This is a genomic window from Mesorhizobium sp. B2-6-4 (assembly GCF_006441495.1).
Lineage (GTDB): Bacteria > Pseudomonadota > Alphaproteobacteria > Rhizobiales > Rhizobiaceae > Mesorhizobium.
This window is the reverse complement of sequence record NZ_VFUE01000020.1, coordinates 101,315-122,695: the sequence shown is the minus strand read 5'-3', so window position 1 is coordinate 122,695 and position 21,381 is coordinate 101,315. Positions and strand designations below refer to the sequence as shown.

At 63.0% G+C, this 21,381-nt stretch carries 15 protein-coding genes and 1 tRNA gene; 10 read left to right on the top strand and 6 right to left on the bottom strand.

From position 1 onward, the window contains the following. Positions 1-11: 11 nt before the first annotated feature. A complete protein-coding gene (locus FJ426_RS24675; protein ID WP_181168425.1) occupies positions 12-1,448 on the bottom strand; it encodes a glutamine synthetase family protein in 1,437 nt (478 codons plus the stop codon). 140 nt (positions 1,449-1,588) lie between these two features. Between FJ426_RS24675 and FJ426_RS24670 the strand changes: the two genes are divergently transcribed. Continuing rightward, a complete protein-coding gene (locus tag FJ426_RS24670) occupies positions 1,589-2,299 on the top strand; it encodes an HAD family hydrolase (protein WP_140561376.1) in 711 nt (236 codons plus the stop codon). Positions 2,300-2,314: 15 nt separating this feature from the next. Here FJ426_RS24670 and FJ426_RS24665 read toward each other — a convergent pair whose 3' ends face one another. From FJ426_RS24665 to aceA, 3 genes are all read right to left on the bottom strand, one after another. Continuing rightward, entirely contained in the window at positions 2,315-2,758 is a 444-nt protein-coding gene (locus FJ426_RS24665; protein WP_140513394.1) for a response regulator, read from the bottom strand. Positions 2,759-2,997: 239 nt separating this feature from the next. Beyond that, positions 2,998-3,240, bottom strand: coding sequence for a hypothetical protein (locus FJ426_RS24660; RefSeq protein ID WP_140498529.1), 243 nt, complete (start codon positions 3,238-3,240; stop codon positions 2,998-3,000). Between the two features lie 52 nt (positions 3,241-3,292). After that, complete coding sequence (gene aceA / locus FJ426_RS24655) at positions 3,293-4,582, bottom strand: isocitrate lyase (protein WP_140498528.1); 1,290 nt, start codon at positions 4,580-4,582, stop codon at positions 3,293-3,295. Positions 4,583-4,816: 234 nt separating this feature from the next. Between aceA and FJ426_RS24650 the strand changes: the two genes are divergently transcribed. From FJ426_RS24650 to FJ426_RS24625, 6 genes are all read left to right on the top strand, one after another. Beyond that, entirely contained in the window at positions 4,817-6,262 is a 1,446-nt protein-coding gene (locus FJ426_RS24650) for an XRE family transcriptional regulator (RefSeq protein ID WP_140561374.1), read from the top strand. 140 nt (positions 6,263-6,402) lie between these two features. Then, the gene (locus FJ426_RS24645; RefSeq protein WP_140525264.1) at positions 6,403-7,356 is read left to right on the top strand and encodes a DMT family transporter; all 954 of its coding nucleotides are present in this window, start codon (positions 6,403-6,405) and stop codon (positions 7,354-7,356) included. A gap of 338 nt (positions 7,357-7,694) precedes the next feature. After that, a complete protein-coding gene (locus tag FJ426_RS24640) occupies positions 7,695-8,792 on the top strand; it encodes a polyamine ABC transporter substrate-binding protein (RefSeq protein ID WP_140561373.1) in 1,098 nt (365 codons plus the stop codon). A gap of 80 nt (positions 8,793-8,872) precedes the next feature. Beyond that, positions 8,873-10,015, top strand: a complete 1,143-nt coding sequence (locus FJ426_RS24635) for an ABC transporter ATP-binding protein (protein WP_140561371.1) — start codon at positions 8,873-8,875, stop codon at positions 10,013-10,015. A 9-nt stretch (positions 10,016-10,024) separates the two neighbouring features. Next, the gene (locus FJ426_RS24630) at positions 10,025-10,990 is read left to right on the top strand and encodes an ABC transporter permease subunit (protein WP_140561369.1); all 966 of its coding nucleotides are present in this window, start codon (positions 10,025-10,027) and stop codon (positions 10,988-10,990) included. Then, on the top strand, positions 10,987-11,805 hold the full coding sequence (locus FJ426_RS24625; protein WP_140513402.1) for an ABC transporter permease subunit: 819 nt from the start codon (positions 10,987-10,989) through the stop codon (positions 11,803-11,805). Before FJ426_RS24630 ends, FJ426_RS24625 begins: the two co-directional genes overlap by 4 nt. A gap of 149 nt (positions 11,806-11,954) precedes the next feature. Here FJ426_RS24625 and FJ426_RS24620 read toward each other — a convergent pair whose 3' ends face one another. Further along, entirely contained in the window at positions 11,955-13,808 is a 1,854-nt protein-coding gene (locus FJ426_RS24620) for an AsmA family protein (RefSeq protein WP_140498521.1), read from the bottom strand. 239 nt (positions 13,809-14,047) lie between these two features. Here FJ426_RS24620 and FJ426_RS24615 point away from each other — a divergent pair, with 239 nt between their 5' ends. Continuing rightward, positions 14,048-16,018, top strand: coding sequence for an acetoacetate--CoA ligase (locus tag FJ426_RS24615; RefSeq protein WP_140625421.1), 1,971 nt, complete (start codon positions 14,048-14,050; stop codon positions 16,016-16,018). A 271-nt stretch (positions 16,019-16,289) separates the two neighbouring features. Here FJ426_RS24615 and FJ426_RS24610 read toward each other — a convergent pair whose 3' ends face one another. Then, the gene (locus FJ426_RS24610; RefSeq protein ID WP_140561366.1) at positions 16,290-20,078 is read right to left on the bottom strand and encodes a histidine kinase dimerization/phospho-acceptor domain-containing protein; all 3,789 of its coding nucleotides are present in this window, start codon (positions 20,076-20,078) and stop codon (positions 16,290-16,292) included. A 249-nt stretch (positions 20,079-20,327) separates the two neighbouring features. On the opposite strand from FJ426_RS24610, the gene FJ426_RS24605 reads away from it, so the two are divergent. Then, positions 20,328-20,786, top strand: coding sequence for a phasin (locus tag FJ426_RS24605; RefSeq protein ID WP_140498518.1), 459 nt, complete (start codon positions 20,328-20,330; stop codon positions 20,784-20,786). A gap of 338 nt (positions 20,787-21,124) precedes the next feature. Beyond that, positions 21,125-21,201: transfer RNA gene (locus tag FJ426_RS24600), tRNA-His, on the top strand. Positions 21,202-21,381: the final 180 nt, after the last annotated feature.

The following is a 21,381-nucleotide window of genomic DNA, read 5'->3' as shown; positions in this document are numbered from 1 at the left end:
CCCCTACTCCCCTACACATTGAGCAACAAATACTCCCTCTCCCAAGGACTGATCACTTCCATGAACGTCTCGAATTCCGCCCGCTTGATCGCCGCATAGGTCGCGGCGAAGGACTTGCCCAAAAGCGCGCAGAGTTCCTCGTCGCCCTCGAACAGGTCGACGGCTTCGAGCAGGCTGCGCGGCAGGTCGATCTCGTCGGCATTGGCGGTGGTCAGCACCGGAGGTTCGGCCTTGATCTTGTTGGTGATGCCGATCAGCCCGCAGGCGAGCGAAGCGGCCATTGCCAGATAGGGATTGGCGTCGGAGGAGGGGATGCGGTTTTCGACGCGGCGCGCCGCCGGATCCGAGCGCGGCACGCGGAATGCCGTTGTGCGATTATCGTAGCCCCATTTGTTGTTGACCGGAGCCGAGGCGGACTGCGTCAGCCGGCGGTAGGAATTGACGTAGGGCGCAAACATGACCAGCGCGTTCGGCACATGCTTCTGCATGCCCCCGATGAAATGGAAGAAGTCCTCGGTTTCCGAGCCGTCCTCGGCCGAGAAGATGTTCTTGCCCGTCTTCTTGTCGATGATCGACTGATGGATGTGCATGGCGGAGCCCGGCTGACCCTGGATCGGCTTGGCCATGAAGGTGGCGTAGATTTCGTGTTTCAGCGCCGCCTCGCGAATAGTGCGCTTGAACATGAACACCTGGTCGGCGAGTTCGACGGGATCGCCATGGCGCAAATTGATCTCGAGCTGGCCGGCGCCCTCCTCATGGATGAGCGTGTCGATCTCCAGGCCCTGGCTTTCGGAAAAATGATAGATGTCGTCGATCAGCTCGTCGAACTCGTTGACGCCGGCGATCGAATAACCGGCGCCGCCGCCGATCGCCCGCCCCGAACGGCCGACGGGCGGCGTCAGCGGATAATCCGGATCCGGGTTCTTGCGCACCAGATAGAACTCGATCTCGGGCGCCACCACCGGTTTCAGCCCGCGCCTGTCATAGGCGGCCAGAACACGCTTCAAGACGTTGCGCGGCGTGAATTCCACCGAGCGGCCATCCTGGTGGACGAGGTCGCAGATAACGGCGGCCGTCGGGTCTTCCTCCCAGGGCACCACCGTCAGCGTCGACAGGTCCGGCATGAGTTTGAGGTCGCCGTCGTCCTCGGGATAATGAAAGCCGTTGCCGTCCTCGGGATAGCCGCCTGAGATGGTGGTCATGAACACGGCTGAAGGCAGCGCCAGCGAGGTGTTGGAGGTGAATTTCTTCGACGGCATCATCTTGCCGCGGGCAACGCCGGCCTGGTCAGGCGTAATGCATTCGATGTCTTCGATGCCGCGCCATTCCAGCCATTCGCTGACTTCCTTCCAGTTCTTCACACCACGCAGGTTTTTCACGAAGGCAGGCGTGCGGGCGCGCCCTCCGCGGCTCGACGGACGGACTTCCTTTTTTGCAGGCGGCATCATTCACCAGATTGGGTTGCGGATTTGGGAGTATAGCTGTGCCCGGCGACCGAAGGGAAGGGGAGCAGCCGGCATTGGCCGTTGCGGTTGAAAATCGCGGCTGCGAGATTAGGTTCAGCCTCGTTCACATATGAGATGCGTCGATGCAGAAGACCGGCGAACTGACCACCATAGGCTTCGATGCCGACGATACGCTGTGGCAGAACGAACAGTTCTTCCGAATAACCGAGAAGCGCTTTGCCGCCATGCTTGCCGATCACGGCGAAGAGGAACATATCTCGGCACGGCTGCTGGAGGCGGAGAGACGCAATCTTGCCGTCTACGGTTTCGGCATCAAAGGCTTCACGCTGTCGATGATCGAGACGGCGATCGAGGTCACGCAAGCTCGCGTGCCGGCTTCGGTCATATCGGAGATCCTCGGCGCCGGTCGCGAGATGCTGAGCCACCCGATCGAGGTCTTGCCGCATGCGCGCGAGACGGTGGAACGGCTCGCCGGCGCCTATCGCCTCGTGCTGATCACCAAGGGTGATCTGTTCGACCAGGAACGCAAGCTGGCCGGGTCCGGTCTTGGCGATCTGTTCGACGCGATCGAGATCGTCAGCGACAAGAACGCGGCTACCTATGCGCGCGTTTTCAGTCGCCATGGCGACGGCCCGGCCAGGAGCATGATGGTCGGCAATTCGCTGAAGTCCGATGTGGTGCCGGCCATCGAGGCCGGCGGCTGGGGCGTTCATGTGCCGCATGAATTGACCTGGGTGCTTGAACATGTCGAAGCGCCCATTGCCGAACCGCGCTTCCGGCAGATCTCCGATCTCGGACAACTGCCCGAACTGATCGAAAGCCTCGCCGGATAGGCTTGCTTGCCGCCTTCAGCGGTTGACCAGCCGATCAATCACCGGCTGCAAGCGCTCGGGCGTAATCGGTTTGGCCACCACCGCGTCGACGACGTTTGAAAGGCCAAGGCTCTCCGGCGTGCCGTTCTTGGTTGAAAGCAGTACCACCGGAGGGAGCGATTTACCCGAAGCCCGCCGCAACATCTCGATGCCGGGCATCAGAGTGTCGCAGTCCCTGTTATCGGCGCCGCCGTCCAGGACAATCACGGCCAGGACCAGCAAGCGCAAGGTCTTCGCCGCCATCTCGGGTGATTCCGAGATCGGCTTGAGCCCGGACCGCTCGACGATCTTGGAAATCACCACCCGATTGATCGGGGACTTGCCGACAACGAGCACCTGCGAGGTCTGGCGGATCGTCTCCGTGGCTGAATCGCGGGTCACCAGATTCGGATGTTTCGCGCTTTCGTCGTCACGCTTCACTGGGCACCCAAGTCAGCCAAGAAACTCGTCCCATTTCAATGCAGAGTTGAAATCAGGCGACAATTGGCGTGAGATCGCGGTCCCTGTCAAGCCGAAATAAAAAGCTGGGGAAAGCATTCCCGCAGCAGTCAATTCAAGCAACAGTACTGTACTGCTCTGTCCATTCCTTGGTTGCATGAAAATAAAATTCACCTGCGCATACACTGCGCAGGTGAGAGGCGGGCCTGCGCGATCTTCGATCAGCCATGGCTTTGCTGCGTGACGATGACCGGGATCAACAGGTCCCCCCAATTGCCGTCGCCGCCATGGTGTCGTGCCGAGCGCACCAGCTCGACCGAGACGCCGGCTTCCACCGCCTTCATCACCGACTGGTTGAGCCGGTGCAGATCGTTGGCCAGCATGCGGATCGTCGCTTGCTGGTCGATGCTCATCGTGGTCGACTGCTCTTCGGCCCGTTCCTTGACGCGGCTTATCGATGCCATTGGTCTTCTCCTTGCTGTATGCCCTTGGGCGTTTGCCGAGATCCCTGGTTTGCTATTCCGCAGCCGGTTTGAACTGGGCGTGCTCGGTCGATTCATGCATGGCCGTGGTCGATGACCGTCCGCCGGTGATCGCCATCGACACGGCATCGAAATAGCCGGTGCCGACCTCGCGTTGGTGCTTGGTCGCGGTGTAGCCGTTGGCCTCCGCCGCGAACTCGGCTTCCTGCAACTCCGAATAGGCTGCCATCTGCCGCTCCTTGTAGCCGCGGGCGAGTTCGAACATGCCGTAATTGAGCTGGTGGAAACCGGCCAGCGTGATGAACTGGAACTTGTAGCCCATGGCGCCGAGCTCTTTCTGGAACCTGGCGATGGTGGCGTCGTCGAGGTTCTTCTTCCAGTTGAACGAAGGCGAGCAATTATAGGCCAGCAGCTTGCCGGGGTGATGCCTGTGCACGCCCTCGGCAAATCTCCTCGCCTGCGCCAGGTCGGGCTTCGAGGTTTCGCACCAGATCAGGTCGGCGTGGGGAGCGTAGGCGACGGCGCGCGCGATGCAGGGCTCGATACCGTTCCTCACCTGGTAGAAGCCTTCCACCGTGCGGCCGGCGTCGTAGTCGACGAAGGGCTGGTCGCGCTCGTCGATGTCGGAGGTGAGCAGCTTTGCCGCTTCCGCGTCCGTGCGCGCCACGACCAGGGTGGGCGTGCCCATCACGTCGGCTGCCAGGCGTGCGGCATTGAGGTTGCGGATGTGGGCCGCGGTAGGGATCAGCACCTTGCCGCCGAGATGGCCGCACTTCTTTTCCGACGCCAATTGATCCTCGTAATGGACGCCGGCGGCACCTGCCTCGATGAACGCCTTCATGATCTCGAAAGCGTTGAGCGGCCCACCGAAGCCGGCTTCGGCATCGGCGACAACAGGCGCGAACCAGGTATCGACCGAAAGCCCCTTGCCTTCGGAGGTCTCGATCTGGTCGGCGCGCTGCAAGGTGCGGTTGATGCGCTTGACGAGTTCGGGCGCCGCATTGGCCGGGTAGAGCGACTGGTCCGGATACATGGCCGAGGCGGTGTTGGCGTCGGCGGCGACCTGCCAGCCAGACAGGTAGATCGCCTTCAGCCCGGCGCGCACCTGCTGCATGGCCTGGTTGCCGGACATGGCGCCGAGCGCGTTGACGAAGTCCTCCTCGTGGATGAGCTTCCACAGCCGGTTGGCGCCCATTTCCGCCAGGCTCTGGCGGATCTGCACCGAGCCGCGCAGTCGCGTCACATCCTCCGGCGAATAGGGGCGTTCGATGCCATCGAAGCGGCCCTCGGGGGCCGAGGGGACGAGGTTGTAAAAATCAGTCATGCTCTACTCCGGAGGATTGTTTCTTTGCGGCTCCACGGCATTCCTCGCCGCGTTCGAATGTGACTGAATTTACAGTGCAAGGCGAAAAGAACCATGGAAATCGAAGAATCAGGCCATCAATAAGGGAAAATCTGTATTGTGTTTGACAGATGGGCGAGGTAAATTTGTAATTATTGTAAAAATCGCATGGAAGCGTAGCAGCGACGGCAATGTAAATTCCTGTTAAGGAGCCCTATGGCCGACCAGAAGATATTTGCCGGGCCGCGTATCCGCCGCATCCGCAACGCCAAGGGCCTGACCCAGACGGCAATGGCCGAAGGCCTCGGCATCTCGCCATCCTATCTCAACCTGATCGAGCGCAACCAGCGGCCGCTGACGGTGCAGTTGATCCTGAAGCTGGCGTCCGTCTACAAGGTCGATCCGCATGAGCTGCAGGGCGAAGCGGGCGGCTCTGTCGCGGCCTTGAGGGAAGTGTTTGCCGATCCGCTGCTGGCTGGCGAATTGCCGGGAGACCAGGAACTGATCGAGCTTGCCGAAGCCGCGCCCAATGCCTCCGCGGCCGTGATAAAACTGTTCCGTGCCTATCGCGAACAGGCCGAGCGCCTGTCCGATCTCAACGAGCTTCTTGCGCGCGAGGGGCGGGCGACGGCGCTTTCTAGCGCCCGCCTGCCGATCGACGAGGTGCATGAGATTTTCGAGCGTCGGCCGAACCATTTTGCGCATATCGAGGAAGAGGCGGAAGCATTCACTTCGGTGCTCGATCCCGGCGATGATTTGTCTGCTGCGCTGAAGGGCTGGCTGAAGCGCGAATACGGCATCGTCGTCAAGGTGCTGCCGGTCGCCACCATGCCGAACTGGCGCCGCCGCTACGATCGCCATTCGCAGCGCCTGTTCCTGTCCGAGCGCCTGTCGCCGTTCGACCAGTTACGCGAAACGGCGATGGAGGCATGCCTGATCCGCATGACCGTCGCGATAGCCGGCGAGATCCAGGCGTTGAAACTGTCCACAGATGAGGCCCGCCGCCTCGCCCGGTTCGAACTCGGGCGCTACGCGGCGCATGCGCTGATGATGCCTTACCAGGCTTTCCACGCGGCGGCCGTTCGTGCCCGCTACGATATCGACGTGCTGCGCTCGCGCTTCGGCGTTTCCTTCGAGCAGGCGGCCAACCGGCTGACCACGCTGCAGCGGCAAGGCGCCTCGGCCGTGCCGTTCTTCATGCTGGAGATCGACAATGCCGGCAATCGCTTCCGCAAAGCCGGCAGCCTGGGCTTTCCGCAAAGCCGCTTCGGTGGCGCTTGTCCCAAGCTTCCCGTGCACGTCGCCTTCAGCCAGCCCGGCCAGATTTTCGTGGAAGCGGTGGAAATGCCCGACGGCGCCGAGTTCCTCTGCATCGCCCGCACGCTGGAAGGGCCGCAAGGCGCGTTCTCCGAGCGGCCGCGCCGTACTGCGCTGCTGCTGGGGTGCGACATCGGCTTTCGCGACGACATCGTCTACGGTGCGGCACTTCCCGGCCCGACGGCCGGAAAAGGCGGAGCTGGCGCGGTAGCGGCGACGCCGGTCGGGCCCGCCTGCCGGCTTTGCGAGCGCGTCGGCTGCCTGACGCGCGCCGAGCCGCCGGTGACGCGCCCGCTTGGCCTCGACGAGATGGTGACAGGCCTGAGCGCCTTCGATTTCCAGTGACGCTTCGCAAGGCGGACTTGCCACAATCGCCGCCGGTCTCTGGATCACGCCGGACCCGCGCCTTTGCGTTACGCGAATAAGGTACGTTTTTGTCGTCCCCTGCGCATTCTGCCGTTCTCAAAACCTCGACAGTCGTACCCATGACCGACACAGCATCATCGCCGATCGCTCGTTCATCGACCGTCCCGCAGCGGGAGGAGCGCATCGGCTTCCTGCTCGTGTTCCTGTCGGCATTGATGTGGAGTTTCGGCGGCACGATCGCCCGCTTCATCACCGCCGGCGACAGCTGGACGGTGGTGTTCTGGCGTTCCGTGTGGGCGGCCGCCTTCCTGCTCTGCTTCATGGTCTGGCGTGACGGCTGGCGCGGCATGCTGAGGTCGTTTCGCGGCATGGGCCTGCCTGGCCTTGCCGTGGGCTTCTGCTTCGCCACCGCGTCGACCTCTTTTGTCGTGGCGCTTGCCTACACCACCGTCGCCAACATCCTGTTGATGCAGGCCGGCGTGCCGCTGCTTGCGGCGCTGTTTGCCTGGGCGCTCTTTCGCGAAAGAGTGGCGGTCGCGACCTGGCTGGCGATTGCCGCCGTCATCGCCGGTGTCGCCATCATGGTGTCGGAATCGCTCGATGGCGCCGTTTCGCCCATGGGCGACGGGCTGGCGCTGCTGATCGCCGTCATGTTCTCGATCGCCACGGTCATCACCCGGCGCTTCTCCAGCGTGCGCATGACGCCGGCGACCTGCCTCGGCACGATCCTGGCGGCGGGTTTTGCCGCCTCGCAGGCTTCGACCTTCGCCGTATCGGGCATCGACATGGGTTTTCTCTTCGTGTTCGGGGTGGTTAATCTGGGCCTTGGCCTCGCTTTCTTCGCCACCGGCGCGAGGCTGATCCCGGCCGCCGTCGCCGCGCTGTTGGGTACGTTCGAGCCGATCCTCGGGCCGATATGGGTGTGGCTGATCCACTCCGAGGTGCCGTCGGGCCGCACCATCGTCGGCGGCGCGGTGGTGGTCACGGCGCTGCTCGTCCATATCGGACTGGAGTTCAAGCGACAGACGCGGCCAGTCAGGGCAGGGGTCACCGGCGTGCCGTCGCCGAATTGATGCGGCGCCCTAGCTTTGCCATTGACAAGTTCGCTGCCGCGCGGGCAGGCTGGGACCACGGCAACAACAAGACAGGCTTATCTTGCCAAGTCTCCCCGGCGACCCGATCGAGACCGGATCACATCCCAGTATTTCTGCCTGCGCGGCGGCGAAAGCTTCTGACGATGCGGCGACTCCTTCCAGCCCAGGACAGTGGCGCGCGAGCATCGCTTGCGACAGCCGGCGGCGCGGCAATTGGCGCTTGTCGCCTCCTGGAAAGCTCAATAGTCTGAAGCAAATGCCCGGCCGCGCGGATACCGCGACGCGCCGGCGATGGAACACTCACAAAGGAGAATAGCATGATCCGCAAAGCGCTCTGGCTTTCGGCGACTTCGGCATTTCTGGCGCTCTTTACGCTCGGCGGCCACGCCGAGGACCGCGTCGTCAATGTCTTCAACTGGTCGGACTATATCGACCCCTCGGTCATCGACGATTTCACCAAGCAGACCGGCATCAAGGTGGTCTACGACACGTTCGATTCCAATGAGATCCTGGAAACCAAATTGCTTGCCGGCGGCAGCGGCTACGACGTCGTCGTCCCGAGCGGCAATTTCCTTGCCCGCCAGATCCAGGCCGGCGTGTTCCAGAAGCTCGACAAGTCGAAACTGCCGAACCTCTCCAACATGTGGGACACGGTTTCGCAACGGACCGCGAAATACGATCCGGGCAACGAATATTCAATCAATTACATGTGGGGCACGGTCGGCCTCGGCTACAACATCAAGAAAGTGCAGGCAGCGCTCGGCACCGACAAGATCGACAGCTGGGACGTGTTCTTCAATCCGGAAAAGCTGGCCAAGCTGAAGGATTGCGGCGTCTATGTCCTGGATTCGCCGACCGACATCTTCCCGACCGCCTTCAAATATCTCGGCATCAATCCTGAGACCACGTCGCCGGACGATTTTGCCAAGGCCGAGGAATTGATGATGAAGATCAGGCCCTACATCAGGAAGTTCCATTCCTCCGAATACATCAACGCTCTGGCCAATGGCGATATCTGCCTGGCGGTTGGCTGGTCGGGCGACGTGTTCCAGGCGCGCAACCGCGCCGAGGAGGCCAAGCAGGGCGTCGAGATCGGCTACGCCGTGCCGAAGGAAGGCGCCGAAATGTGGTTCGACCAGATGGCTATCCCTGCCGATGCGCCGCATGTCGCCGAGGCGCATGAGTTCCTGAACTATATGATGAAGCCGGAGGTGATCGCCAAATCGTCGAACGCCGTGCTCTATGCCAACGGCAACAAGGCTTCCCAGCAATTCGTCGACAAGGCGCTTCTGGAGGATCCCGCTGTCTACCCGGACGCCGCGACCTTGCAGAAGCTCTTTACGATCTCGCCCTACGATCCCAAGACCCAGCGCGTCATCACGCGCACCTGGACCAAAATCGTCACCGGTCAGTAGTCAGTCCGAGGAGGCCCGGCAGTCACCCTGCCGGGTCTCCTTCTTTTCGATGGGGCAAAGCAGCAGGACGGAGTGGGCACATGAAATCGCTTGGCAGCATCCGCAGGGATTTCGCGCCTTGGAACGATCCGAACGCCAAGCCATACATCCAGTTCGACAATGTCTCCAAGAAGTTCGGCGACTTCACCGCCGTCAACAACCTCTCGCTGACCATATTCGAGCGTGAGTTCTTCGCCCTGCTCGGCGCCTCCGGTTGCGGAAAATCGACGCTGCTCAGGATGCTCGCCGGCTTCGAGGAGCCGACGGCCGGCCGCATCCTGCTCGACGGCCAGGATCTGCGCGGCATCCCGCCTTATCGCCGGCCGGTCAACATGATGTTCCAGTCCTATGCCCTGTTTCCGCATATGACTGTGGAGAACAACATCGCCTTCGGCCTCAAGCAGGAAGGGATGGCCAAGCCAGACGTCGAAAGGCGCGTCGCCGAGATGCTCAAGCTGGTCAAGCTCGAGCAGTTCGCCAAGCGCAAGCCGCACCAGCTCTCCGGCGGCCAGCGCCAACGTGTCGCGCTCGCCCGTTCGGTCGCCAAGCGGCCGAAGGTGCTGCTGCTCGACGAGCCGCTCGGCGCGCTCGACAAGAAGCTGCGCGAGGAGACGCAGTTCGAACTGATGGACCTTCAGCAGGAACTCGGCCTCACCTTCGTCGTTGTCACCCACGACCAGGAAGAGGCCATGACCATGGCCGACCGTATCGCCATCATGGACAAGGGCGAGGTCATGCAGGTCGCGACGCCGGCGGAAGTCTACGAGGCCCCGGCGTCGCGCTTCGTCGCGCATTTCGTCGGCAACGTGAACATGTTCGAGGGCAAGGTTGCCGAACGGACGGACAAGACGGCGCTCATCACCGGAGCGACCGGCGCCCAGATCCTCGTCGAGAATGCCGGCAATGCCGCCGCCGCGGGCGCCGATATCGTCTTCGCGATCAGGCCGGAGAAGATCAAGGTGTCGTCCAAGAAGCCGGCCGAGGGCGTCAATGCGCTGGAGGGCGAGGTTTACGACATCGCCTATCTCGGCGACATGACCGTCTACCACGTCCGGCTGGACGACGGGCAGCTCGTGCGGGCAAGCGCCTTGAACGCAGCGCGCATCACCGAGGACCAGCTGACCTGGAACGACCGCGCCTGGGTCTCTTTTCGGCCGGATGCCGGCGTCGTGCTGACGCGGTAGGGGGCTGACATGTCCGACATCGCCGCCACCGACGCCGCCCTACCGGCCGCGGCAAAACCGTTGCTGGCGCGGCTGGGCGCCGGCTTCGTCAATCGTCTCGTCATCTTCATTCCCTATCTCTGGCTGCTGTTCTTCTTCCTCGTCCCCTTCATCATCGTCTTCAAGATCTCGTTGTCGCAGACGGCGATCGCCATGCCGCCCTATACGCCGGTGCTTGATTTCAGCGACGGCATCTCCGGCTTCTTCGCGGGCTTTCGCGATCTCAACTTCGACAACTATGCCTGGCTGACGCAGGACGCGCTCTACTTCAACGCCTATGTCACCAGCTTGATCATCGCGGCGATCTCGACCGTGCTGACGCTGATCGTCGGCTATCCCATAGCCTACGGCATGGCCCGCGCGCCGGCGACGATCCGCCCGACCTTGCTGATGCTGGTCATCCTGCCGTTCTGGACCTCGTTCCTGATCCGGGTCTATGCCTGGATCGGCATCCTGAAGCCCGAGGGGCTGCTCAATCAGTTGCTTCTGTCGCTGCATCTGATCAACCAGCCGCTGGTCATCCTCAACACCTATACGGCGATTTTCATCGGCATCGTCTACTCCTACCTGCCGTTCATGGTGCTGCCGCTCTATTCGTCGCTGGAAAAAATGGATTATTCGCTGATCGAGGCGGCCAAGGACCTTGGTTGTCCGCCGACCAGTGCATTCTGGAAGATCACGTTCCCGCTGTCATTGCCCGGCGTCATCGCCGGCTGCCTGCTGGTGTTCATTCCGGCGGTCGGCGAATTCGTTATTCCCGATCTGCTTGGCGGTTCGCAGACGCTGATGATCGGCAAGACGTTGTGGAACGAGTTCTTCGCCAATCGCGACTGGCCGGTCTCTTCAGCTGTCGCCGTCATCCTGCTGCTGTTGCTGACGGTCCCGATCATGATCTTCCAGCAGGCCCAGGCGAAGGCGCAGGAGCAGGACAAATGAACAGCAGCTGGAGCCGCTTCAACATCACCTCGATCGTGCTCGGTTTCGCCTTCCTCTATCTGCCGATCGTGCTGCTCATCGTGTTCTCCTTCAACGAATCCAAGCTGGTCACCGTCTGGGGCGGCTTTTCGACCAAATGGTACGTGTCGCTGTTCCACAATCAGGGCCTCATGGACGCCACCTGGGTGACGGCGCGCGTCGGCGTCATTTCGGCCACGGCGGCGACCGTGCTCGGCACGTTGGCGGCGCTGACGCTGACACGCTACACGCGTTTCCGGGGCAGGGTACTGTTCTCCGGCATGGTGTTCGCGCCTTTGGTCATGCCCGAAGTCATCACCGGCCTGTCGCTGTTGCTGCTCTTCGTCGCTGTCGGCCTCGACCGGGGCTTCCTCACCGTCACACTCGCACACACCACCTTGACGATGTGCTTCGTCGCCGTCGTCGTGCAGTCGCGCCTCGTATCTTTCGACCGCTCGCTCGAGGAGGCGGCGATGGATCTCGGCGCGCCGCCGGTCAAGACATTCTTCCAGATCACGCTGCCCGTCATCCTGCCCGCGATCGTGTCGGGGTGGATGCTTGCCTTCACGCTCTCGCTCGATGACCTGGTCATCGCCAGCTTCACCTCGGGGCCGGGTGCGACCACGCTGCCGATGAAGATCTACAGCCAGGTTCGTCTCGGCGTGACGCCGGAGATCAACGCCGCCTGCACCATTCTGATCGCGGTCGTCGCGGTCGGCGTCATCGTCGCTTCGCTTGCCAATAAGCGTCGCGAGGTCCAGCGCCAGCGCGACGAGCAGGCCGCCCAACGCGGCTGAGCATGATCCCGAAAAGTGGGCACCGGTTTTCGGGCGAGATCATGCCCGAATAGGCTGAGCATGATCCCGAAAAGTGGGAACCGGTTTTCGCGGACAAACGGTTCCGTTTGTCCAGAGATCATGCTTGAACAACGAGGCCGAAAGGCTGCTTATTCGCCCGACACGCCGCGGTTGATCGGCGAAATGAACGGCGTGCTCCATGTCCCCCCAACGAAGAAGGACGATTGCTTGGGGCCTTGTTGGCCGTTTGCCTGCGTGGCGACCTGGTCCGGCTGGATGACACCGCCTGACAGCGCCAGCCCCCGTCCGGCATAGGAGGCGATGCCGGAAAGCCAGATCTTGTACTTCGCCGAATTGGCTTCGGCCTTGTCCAGCCTCGCCACGCCTTTCGAGATGGTGGCCTTCAGTTCGGCGCCATCGATCGGCAGTGTCCCGTCCGAGACGTCGTCAAGTGCGAAGAAGCCGCCCTGTTCGGTATGCTTGAGAAAGGCCGGCAGGTTGAATTTGCTGAGCGCGCCTGGCCCGAAGGTCGCCGAAACCGAGCCGTCGGCGGTTTCGAAGATCGAGTCCCAGGTCCTGCCGGGCCCTTTGAGGATGACGGACACGGTCCCCGTGCCGACCGGCACCAGCCGCGTCATCCCGGCCGCCGTGCCGAAAGCGCCGCCATCGATATCGGAAGCCAGCAGCCGGATCTCGACCTGGCTGCCCTCGGGCTTGCGGTCGAAGCGAAGGCTGCTCTGGATGTTGCCGCCAAAGGCCGAGGCATCGGAAATGTCGAAAACGGACAGGCCATCCTTGACCTGCGCCGTGGCGGCGACGTCGGCAAGCTGGATGGAGCCTGCCGTGGCGTGCGCCGCCGACAGCCTGAGGTCGAGATTGACCCGGTCGGCGAAATTCGTGTCGACTTCGCTTGGACCTGCCCCGCTTGCCGGCCCGAGCGGCGTGAAGGCGGACAGGAACGACCTCAGATCGAGCGTGTCGAAGGCGAGCGTGCCGGAGATCACCGGCTGTGCGTCGCCAAGCGACAGGTCCAGCGCACCCATGCCTGGGTTATTGTCGAGGGAGAGTGCGGTGTTCTCGAATTTGACGCGCCCCGCCGTCGCGGTCACCTTGCTCGAGATGCTGACGGAGCCGATCGCGGCGCCCGGCGCGATATCGGCCTGCGACCATTCGAGCACACGCCGCAACGAGGGCGCTGAAAACTTGGCCTGGCCGTCGAAATAGGCGTTTTCGGACATGCTGGCCGTGCCGTCGAAGGAGAAGGTGGCGGGCGCCGCCTTGAACGACAGGGTGAGCGGCGCCATGCCGCCGGCAAACAACACCAGCGGCTTCGGCGATGCGGCATCCACGGCGACGCTTTCGCCGCGCCAGATGCCGGTCGCCGAGAGCGTCGCATTGCTGTTCATCGCCGCCCATGTCGCCTGGCCGCTCAGGCTACTCAGCACCTCTTCGTCCTTGCCGTTGACGGACGCCACCATGCGGCCGTCCCTGAACTCCACCGTGCCGAAAGTGTCGGCCGGTAGCTTGTCAAGATCGGGTTTGGCGGGGTCCGCACCGACCACGCCGCGCGCCACGTCGATGGCGCGTGCGATGCGGCCGCCGGTCGGAGCGGTGGGCAGGAACAGGCCGCTCGCCGTGCGCTGGACCCTGATCGTCGGCCGCACCAGCCGCGCCGTGGAAAACACCACGTCGCCGCGCAGCGCCGCCATGGCCGAGAGGTCGACCTCGACCCGTTCGGCCTCGACGACCGGCGGTGCGTCGACGTCGGTCCACTTCGAAAGCGTCACATCCGTCAGGATCGCCCGGAAGTTCGGCCAGACCTCGATGCGCGGCGAGCCTTCGATGGCAACCCGGAAACCGCTCCAGGCACTCAATTCCCAGGCGATACGATCGCGCACGATACGCGTCGAAGCGATCAGCGGCAGGGCGGCGACCACCAGCGCGATGACGATCACGGCAGCGCCGATCGCCCATGTTCCGCGTCGGATCAAAGATGATGGCATATCGCCCCGTATGCTTTCGTTCCGACAAAAATCGTCCGGCGGGTGTAAACCCGGTCGTCACCACGACTTCCAGTCGTCACTACGACTTCTAGTCGTCACTACGACTTAGGGTCGAGGCATTTCAAGTCTTTATGGCCCGGCGATGGCATTTGCGCACATCTGGACGCCTCGGCCGAACAAAATCTTGCTCTGCTGCGGCGCAATATGCATAAGCGGTGGCGATCCTGGGAGGACCCATCATGGCTGCCGAAGTACCACTCTGGACCCCGACGCAGGACCAGATTGACGCTGCGCCGCTGACCGCCTTCATGAAGGCCGCCGCTGCAAAAAGCGGCATATCCGTGACTTCCTATGCCGACCTTCACCGTTGGTCGGTGGCGGACCGCGAAGCGTTCTGGAGCCTGGTCTGGGATTTTTGCGGCATCGTCGGCGACAAGGGCAGCGCCGAAAGCGAGCGTGTGCTCGTCGCTGGCGAGAAGATGCCGGGAGCGGCCTTCTTTCCCGACGCGATGGTGAATTTCGCCGAGAACCTCCTGAAGAAGACCGGAGCAGGAGAGGCGATCGTGTTTCGCGGCGAGGACAAGGTCGAGCGCCGGCTGTCCTGGAACGAACTGCATGCGCTCACCTCGCGCTTCCAGCAACTCTTCTTGTCGCTCAAGGTCAAGAAAGGCGACCGTATCGCTGCGATGATGCCCAACATGCCGGAAACAGTCGCCGCCATGCTCGCGACCGCCTCTATCGGCGCGGTGTGGTCGTCCTGCTCACCGGATTTCGGCGAGCAGGGCGTTCTCGACCGGTTCGGGCAGATCGAACCCGTCGTCTTCATCGTCCCCGATGGTTACTGGTACAACGGCAAGGCGATCGAGGTCGCCGACAAGATCGCCGCGGTGGCCGCAAAGCTGGGCACTGTCCGCAAGGTGGTGGTCGTTGACTATCTCGGCACCTCGGCCGATGTCGCTGATACGATCGAAAAGGCCGTGGCGATGGAAGAGGCGCTGTCGCCCTTCGCGGTCAGGCAGGTCACCTTCGAGCGGCTGCCGTTCGCGCATCCGCTCTACATCCTGTTCTCGTCCGGAACGACCGGTATTCCCAAATGCATTGTCCATTCGGCCGGCGGAACGCTGATCCAGCACCTCAAGGAACATCGCCTGCACGCAGGCCTGCTCGACGGCGACCGCTTCTTCTATTTCACCACCTGCGGCTGGATGATGTGGAACTGGCTGGTGTCGGGCCTCGCTTCGGGCGCGACGCTGCTGCTCTATGACGGCTCGCCCTTCTACCCCAACGGCAATGCGCTGTTCGACTTCGCCGACGCCGAGAAGATGACCTTCTTCGGCACCTCGGCGAAATTCATCGATTCGGTACGCAAGGCCGGCCTCAAGCCGATCCAAAGCCATGATCTGTCAACCGTGCGCGCCATCTCCTCGACGGGCTCGCCGCTGTCGCCCGAGGATTTCCGCTTCGTCTACGACGGGATCAAGAAGAATGTGCATCTGGCATCGGTCTCCGGCGGCACCGACATCGTTTCCTGCTTCGTCCTCGGCGTCCCGACTGAACCGGTATGGACCGGCGAGATCCAGGGACCAGGCCTCGGCCTTGCTGTCGACGTCTGGGACGACGACGGCAAGCCGGTCAGGCAGGAGAAAGGCGAACTAGTCTGCACCAAGGCGTTCCCGGCAATGCCGATCGGCTTCTGGAACGACCCCGAGGGCAAGAAATACCGGGCTGCCTATTTCGAGCGCTTCGACAATGTCTGGTGCCATGGCGACTTCGCCGAGTGGACCGCTCATGGCGGCATGATCATCCATGGCCGCTCCGACGCGACGCTCAATCCGGGTGGTGTGCGCATCGGCACGGCGGAGATCTACAATCAGGTCGAGCAGATGCCGGAAATCCTGGAGGCGCTCTGTATCGGTCAGGATTTCGACAATGACGTGCGCGTGGTGCTGTTCGTGCGGCTGGCCGCCGGCGTTCAGCTCGACGAGGATCTGGAGAAGCGCATTCGGGCGAAAATCCGCGCCGGCGCCAGCCCGCGCCACGTGCCGGCCAGGATCATCGCCGTGTCAGACATTCCTCGCACCAAATCGGGCAAGATCACCGAGCTTGCGGTGCGCGACGTCGTGCATGGCCGCGCCATCAAGAACAAGGAGGCGCTCGCCAATCCCGAGGCGCTCGAGCTGTTCAGAAACCTGCCGCAATTGGCCGAGTGACCGCCCGCCCGGCATGGTTAATCAAATCTGCCGCGCGAATTTACCTAGATTTCACGAGTGGTACACATTCGTAAATTTTTTCGGGACCTGGTAAGGACTTGTTAAGGCCCGGCGTCGATAGTCGCACGTAACTTGAGGGAGAAATCCCGTTCCTCAGCCCCCGGAGGATCTGAATTCGCTCAAGCCCCCGTTGTGACAGCAAATCCCATCTTTCAAGGCGTCCTGTTGGGCGCCTTTTCTTTTCCAGGCGGCTGGATGGACGGGAGCTTGCCTATTCCGCAAGCACGCGCGTCGACGGGAACGCGATCTCGACCAGGGTTCCTTCGCCGGGCGTCGAGGTGATGATAAAACGGGCGCGGTTCGCTTCAACCATCGCCTTGGTCAACGGCAGGCCGAGACCGGTGCCGTCGCCGCGCCCCCGTTTCAATGCATTGATCTGTTTGAACGGCTTCAACGCCTGCTCGATCTCGGCTTGGCTCATACCGATGCCGGTGTCGCGCACGCGCATGACGACATCGCCCGAGGTCTCATAGGCGGTCGAGACGATCACCTGGCCGCCGGCCTGGGTATAACGGATGGCGTTCGACAGGATGTTGAGGGCAATCTGGCGCACGCTGCGCAGGTCCGCCACCACTTCCGGCAGTCGCGACGCGAAGCTGGAGCGAATGATGACGCGCTCGCGGTTGGCCTGCGGCTGCATCATCGCCACCGTCTCGGCCAGTGTGTCGTTGAGCGACACCGCTTCATAGGCCATTTCCTGCTGGCCGGCCTCGATCTTGGAGATATCGAGAAGGTCGTTGACGAGATCGAGCACATGATTGCCCGATCGGTTGATATCGCGCAGGTAATCGCGGTAGCGGTCATTGGCCACCGGCCCGAATTTCTCGTCCACCATCAGTTCGGAAAAGCCGATGATGGCATTGAGCGGCGTACGGATCTCGTGGCTGATGCGGGCGAGGAAATCCGTCTTCTGCGAGGAGGCGCGCTCGGCCACCGCACGCGCCTGGGTCAGGTCCTCCTCGGCCCTCTTCCACTGCGTGATGTCGCGCACCACCGCGCAAAACCCGCTGTCGTTGGGCAGCCGGCCGATGGTCATGAACAGCGGAATGAAGCGGCCCTGCGCCTCGCGGCCGATGACTTCGCGGCCGTCGTTCAGGACGCTCGCCACGCCGGGCTCGGACAGGCCGTCGAGATAATCGCGCGCCGCGCGCTGGCTTTCGATGGCGAACAGCGAGGCGAACGGCTTGCCGGTCACGTCGTCGCTGTCGAAGCCGAACAGCGCCTCGGCTGGACGGCTTATGGAACGAATCGCGCCGTCACGGCCGATCAGCACGACGCCGTCGGTGGCGGTATCGATGATGGTGCGCATCTCGGCGATGCGCGCCTTGAGCTCGGAAATATCGGGCTGCGTCTGCTCGTCGCCGGCCGCATGCAGTGCCGCCGGTGCCTCATCCTCGCCCGAACGGCGCACCACCAGCATCAGCGCCTTGCCGTCGCGCCACGGAACCGAACGCAGGATAGCCTCGATTGGAAATTCCTGCCCGCCATGCGTCTTCAGCCGCAACGCCCGGTCCGCGCCCTCGGCGGCGCCGTCATGGCCATAGGGATCGGCAAACAGCGCGCCCAGCCCGCCGGCGTCCGCCAGTTCATCGAGCGTCTCATAGCCTGTCAGGACGAGAAACTCCTCGTTGGCGTAATGAAGTTCATCCCCGGAATGGATGAGCAGCGGCACGGGCAGCTTGCTCAGGAGCGAGGTGTCGGGAGCCTTGCTCTCGTCTCCGACCGCAAAGGCCGACGGCACGAACCCTTCGAGCTTGAGCGGAGGCACTTTGAGGCGTGGCCGCTCGACCGGAGCCTCCACCGCGTCGCTTGTGCCGGCGGCCCCCTCGGCGGTTGCGGCCTGCTCATCGGTCGCGGACGCTTCCTCGTCCCCGACCCAGTCCTCACTGTCCTCGGCATCGCGAAAATCGGCCGATGTCATGCTCTCGTCGTCGGCAATGTCATCGTTGGCGCCGGCGACGGTCGGTTCGCCTGCCGCCGCGACGGGCTCTTCGCTCTCCCGTTCCGTCTGCGCCGCCGCCGGTTCGGAAGCCGGGGTCTCGTCATTGTTGTCGGCGATCGGCGCTGGTTCCTCGCTCCGCTCGGCATAGTCGAGCAGCGAACCCGTCACTCCGGCTACCGTGTCGGCGGGCTCCTCATCAGCCGTTTTGTCCGGCCGTTCGCCATCGAGCCGGGCGAGATCCTCTGCATCCTCGGCATCGACATCGGTTTCGGACGGCTCGGCCGGTGCGGCTTCGCCCTTTGGCGCAAGGTTTTTGCGGGCGTCCGCTGGTTTCTCGGACGGCCCCGCCGGCGTTGCCGCCTCCGGTTGCCCGGCATCGTCCGGACCCGGTCTTTCGGCCTCCGGCTCGGCCGGGCTGCTTTCCTTCTTCAGCCGCTCGCCGATCTCGCGGAAGGCGCTGCGTTCCAGGGTCGACAGACCCTTGTCGTTAGCCGGCTGGCGATGTTCGGCCAGACGGATCACCTTGTCGGCAAAGCGGCGTTCAGGCTTCGGCACGATGGTCAGCGCCGGCACCTCGCCCCGGAACGGGTCCGATGGCTTCAACTCCTCGGTCTTCGGTTCCTCGGGTGCGGGTTCGACCGGTTCCGATGCCGGGGGTGCCTCGCTGTTGGGCACCAGCGCCATGCCGATCGCTTCAGGATCGACGACGGCGTCGCCGGCGCGGGCGACGCCGAAACCGCGGAAGCCCTCGAAGGCACGGCTGCGGCCATAGACGGGCAGGGCCGCCAGGTCGACGGGGATCTTCAGGTCCGTGCCGACGACCGGCCAGAGCACGGAACGGCCGGACCAGGTGTCGCGCCGCTCCAGGAGACCGGCGATCTCGCCGGACGCATCCAGCCCGAAGGCCGCCGCGACGTCCCTGAAGCGCCGGCCGATGACATCCGCTGCCGGCTTGCCGACGACGTCGGCGAATTCCGGCGACAGCGCGCTGAACCTGCCCTCGGCGTCGGTGCGCCAGACGAAACGCATCGGCGCCGCCGTGCGATCCACGGTCCTGGCGGCCGGGGCTGCCAGGGCAGGTAGAGGCTGGACATCGTGCTTCGCGTTCTCGGCTGGACCTTCGGCGACAGCCGGCGAAGGTGCAGCTTCGGCGTCCGGCGCGGCTGGGCCGCGCGCATGCCTCCGGTCCTCGCCGGCATTGAAATACCAATGGTCGTGCTGTGCCCGCGTACCGTTTGCCGCCGGTTGTCCGGATTCTGCCGCCGCCGGTTCCTGCACGGCCGCTTCGGCAGCGGCTTGTGCCTCCGGTTCCGAGATATCCTTGGCGACGGCCTGTGAGCGGTCACGTCCTTCGGAACGCTCGGCCGCTGGAGTCCCCTCCGCCAGCGCACCGTCGTCGAGCCTGTTTTCGTCGATCACCACCAGCAAATGCCGCTCAGGCGTCAGTCGGGCGAGACCCGCCGGATAGGATGTGCCGCCGCCCGGAACCAGGCGCTTGACGATGCGGTCGCCCTCATTCGCGACATCGGCCACCAGCGCGGCCAGCGTCGCGGGCTCGATGCCGAGCTGCGAAAAGCTCTCCGATGCCGCTTCGACATTGCCGCTGGCGTCGATGAAGGCGATGAAATGGCCATCTTCCGTGAAGCCGCTGATGGCCCTGCCGGCGATTTCGGCTGCACTGCGCGAGCCGGTCTGGGCCGCCGGCACCGCCAGCATGATGGCGTTCTCGCCGTCGGGCAGCGCCACAGCACTTGCAATGAAACCGATGGCGCGGCTGGACATGCCGGTCGCCAGCCTGACCGTGATGGTGCGGTCGCTGCCGATGTCGGGAAATCCACTGGTTGCCATGATCTGGCGGCGGGCGATCAGCGGCAGCCGTGCCTCGGCGCCGATGATGCTTTCGATGTCGGGATAGCCGAACACCGCGGCACCCGGTCCATTGGCCCAGATCACCTGCTCCAGATTCGCCGACAGGATCGCGATCGCGTCGCCGGCGGCGAAGCGCTGGCGGACCGCGTCGAGCACGGCGACGTCGAGAAAGGAATATTCGGACGGCATGCGCTGGCGAAATCCTCATGCAGCGGGCATTTTTTGCAGTTAACGCTTTGTTAATAAAAGCCGGCGGCGCGAAGGTCCACAAGCCAGAACGTGCATAGGCCTGAATTTCGGCTCTTGGTTAACAGCCGAGACGGAATTTATGGTGCAGTGCAACAAAGATTGCAATGCACAAAAATTGCCTTTATATTGCCATCATACATGAACGAGACGGCTTTCCGTCAAAGCCGCTACCGCTGAAAAGGATGGAAAATGTCCAGGACCAAGACTGCCGAGACCATCGAAAACGTTGAATTCCCGAGCTTTGACGCTTCCAAGGCCACCGACCAGATCCGCGCTTTCGCCGAGAAGGGCGTTGAGCAGTCGAAGGAGGCTTACGCCAAGCTCAAGACTGGCGCCGAGGAGACCCAGAAGGCCCTGGAATCCACATACGAGTCCGCCAAGACCGTTTCCAGCGACCTGTCGCTCAAGACCGTTGCCGCACTGCGCGCCAATGCCGAAGCGGGCTTTTCGCATCTCGAGGCGCTGATCGGCGCCAAATCGCTGTCGGAAGTCGTGGAGCTGCAGACCGCGTTCCTGCGCAAGCGCGTCGAAATGACCGTCGAGCAGGCCAAGGAGTTCCAGACCGTCGCCTCCAAGGCGGCCGAGGATGTCTCCAAGCCGATCAAGACCGTTTTCGAGAAGGCGATGAAGGACATCAAGGCCGCCTAGTAGTTGCGCATGATCAGAAGATGTAACAAAAGGTCGCATTTTCTTTGAAATGATCGTGTGTATGATGGCAGCCATCAACGAATACCCGGTCGGCGGAACCTCCTCCCTCCGCCTCCGGGGTGACCAGCCAGCACCTCCTCCCGCTGGCTCGTAACAGGAAAAGGCCGGCACCTCCTCCCGCCGGCCTTTTTCTTGTCCGCAGATCCGCTTCCATGTGGGCAAGTGACCTTTGCTTTGCAAAAGCCTTGAATTAAAATCCATAAGCCCGTAAGGACGCATCGCCGAACGACAGAGCGCTCGAGGGGACTATGTTCCGCCGATCCCGCTCAGGCAGACGTGCCGTTGTAGCTCAGCTGGTTAGAGCGCCGGATTGTGGATCCGGAGGTCGCTGGTTCGATCCCAGCCAACGGTACCATCATTTCCATCAATGAAATCAGTCTCTTACGGAGTGGCAAACTTTGCCGCTCCAGCGCTTTCGTGTCGCGTCATGTTGCAACTGGCTCCCGTTGATTTCCAAGGGTTTCCAACAGCCCTCCGCAAATCCATGCGACATGTCCGCGACATGAAAAAAGCCCGCCACCGTGAGGCAGCGGGC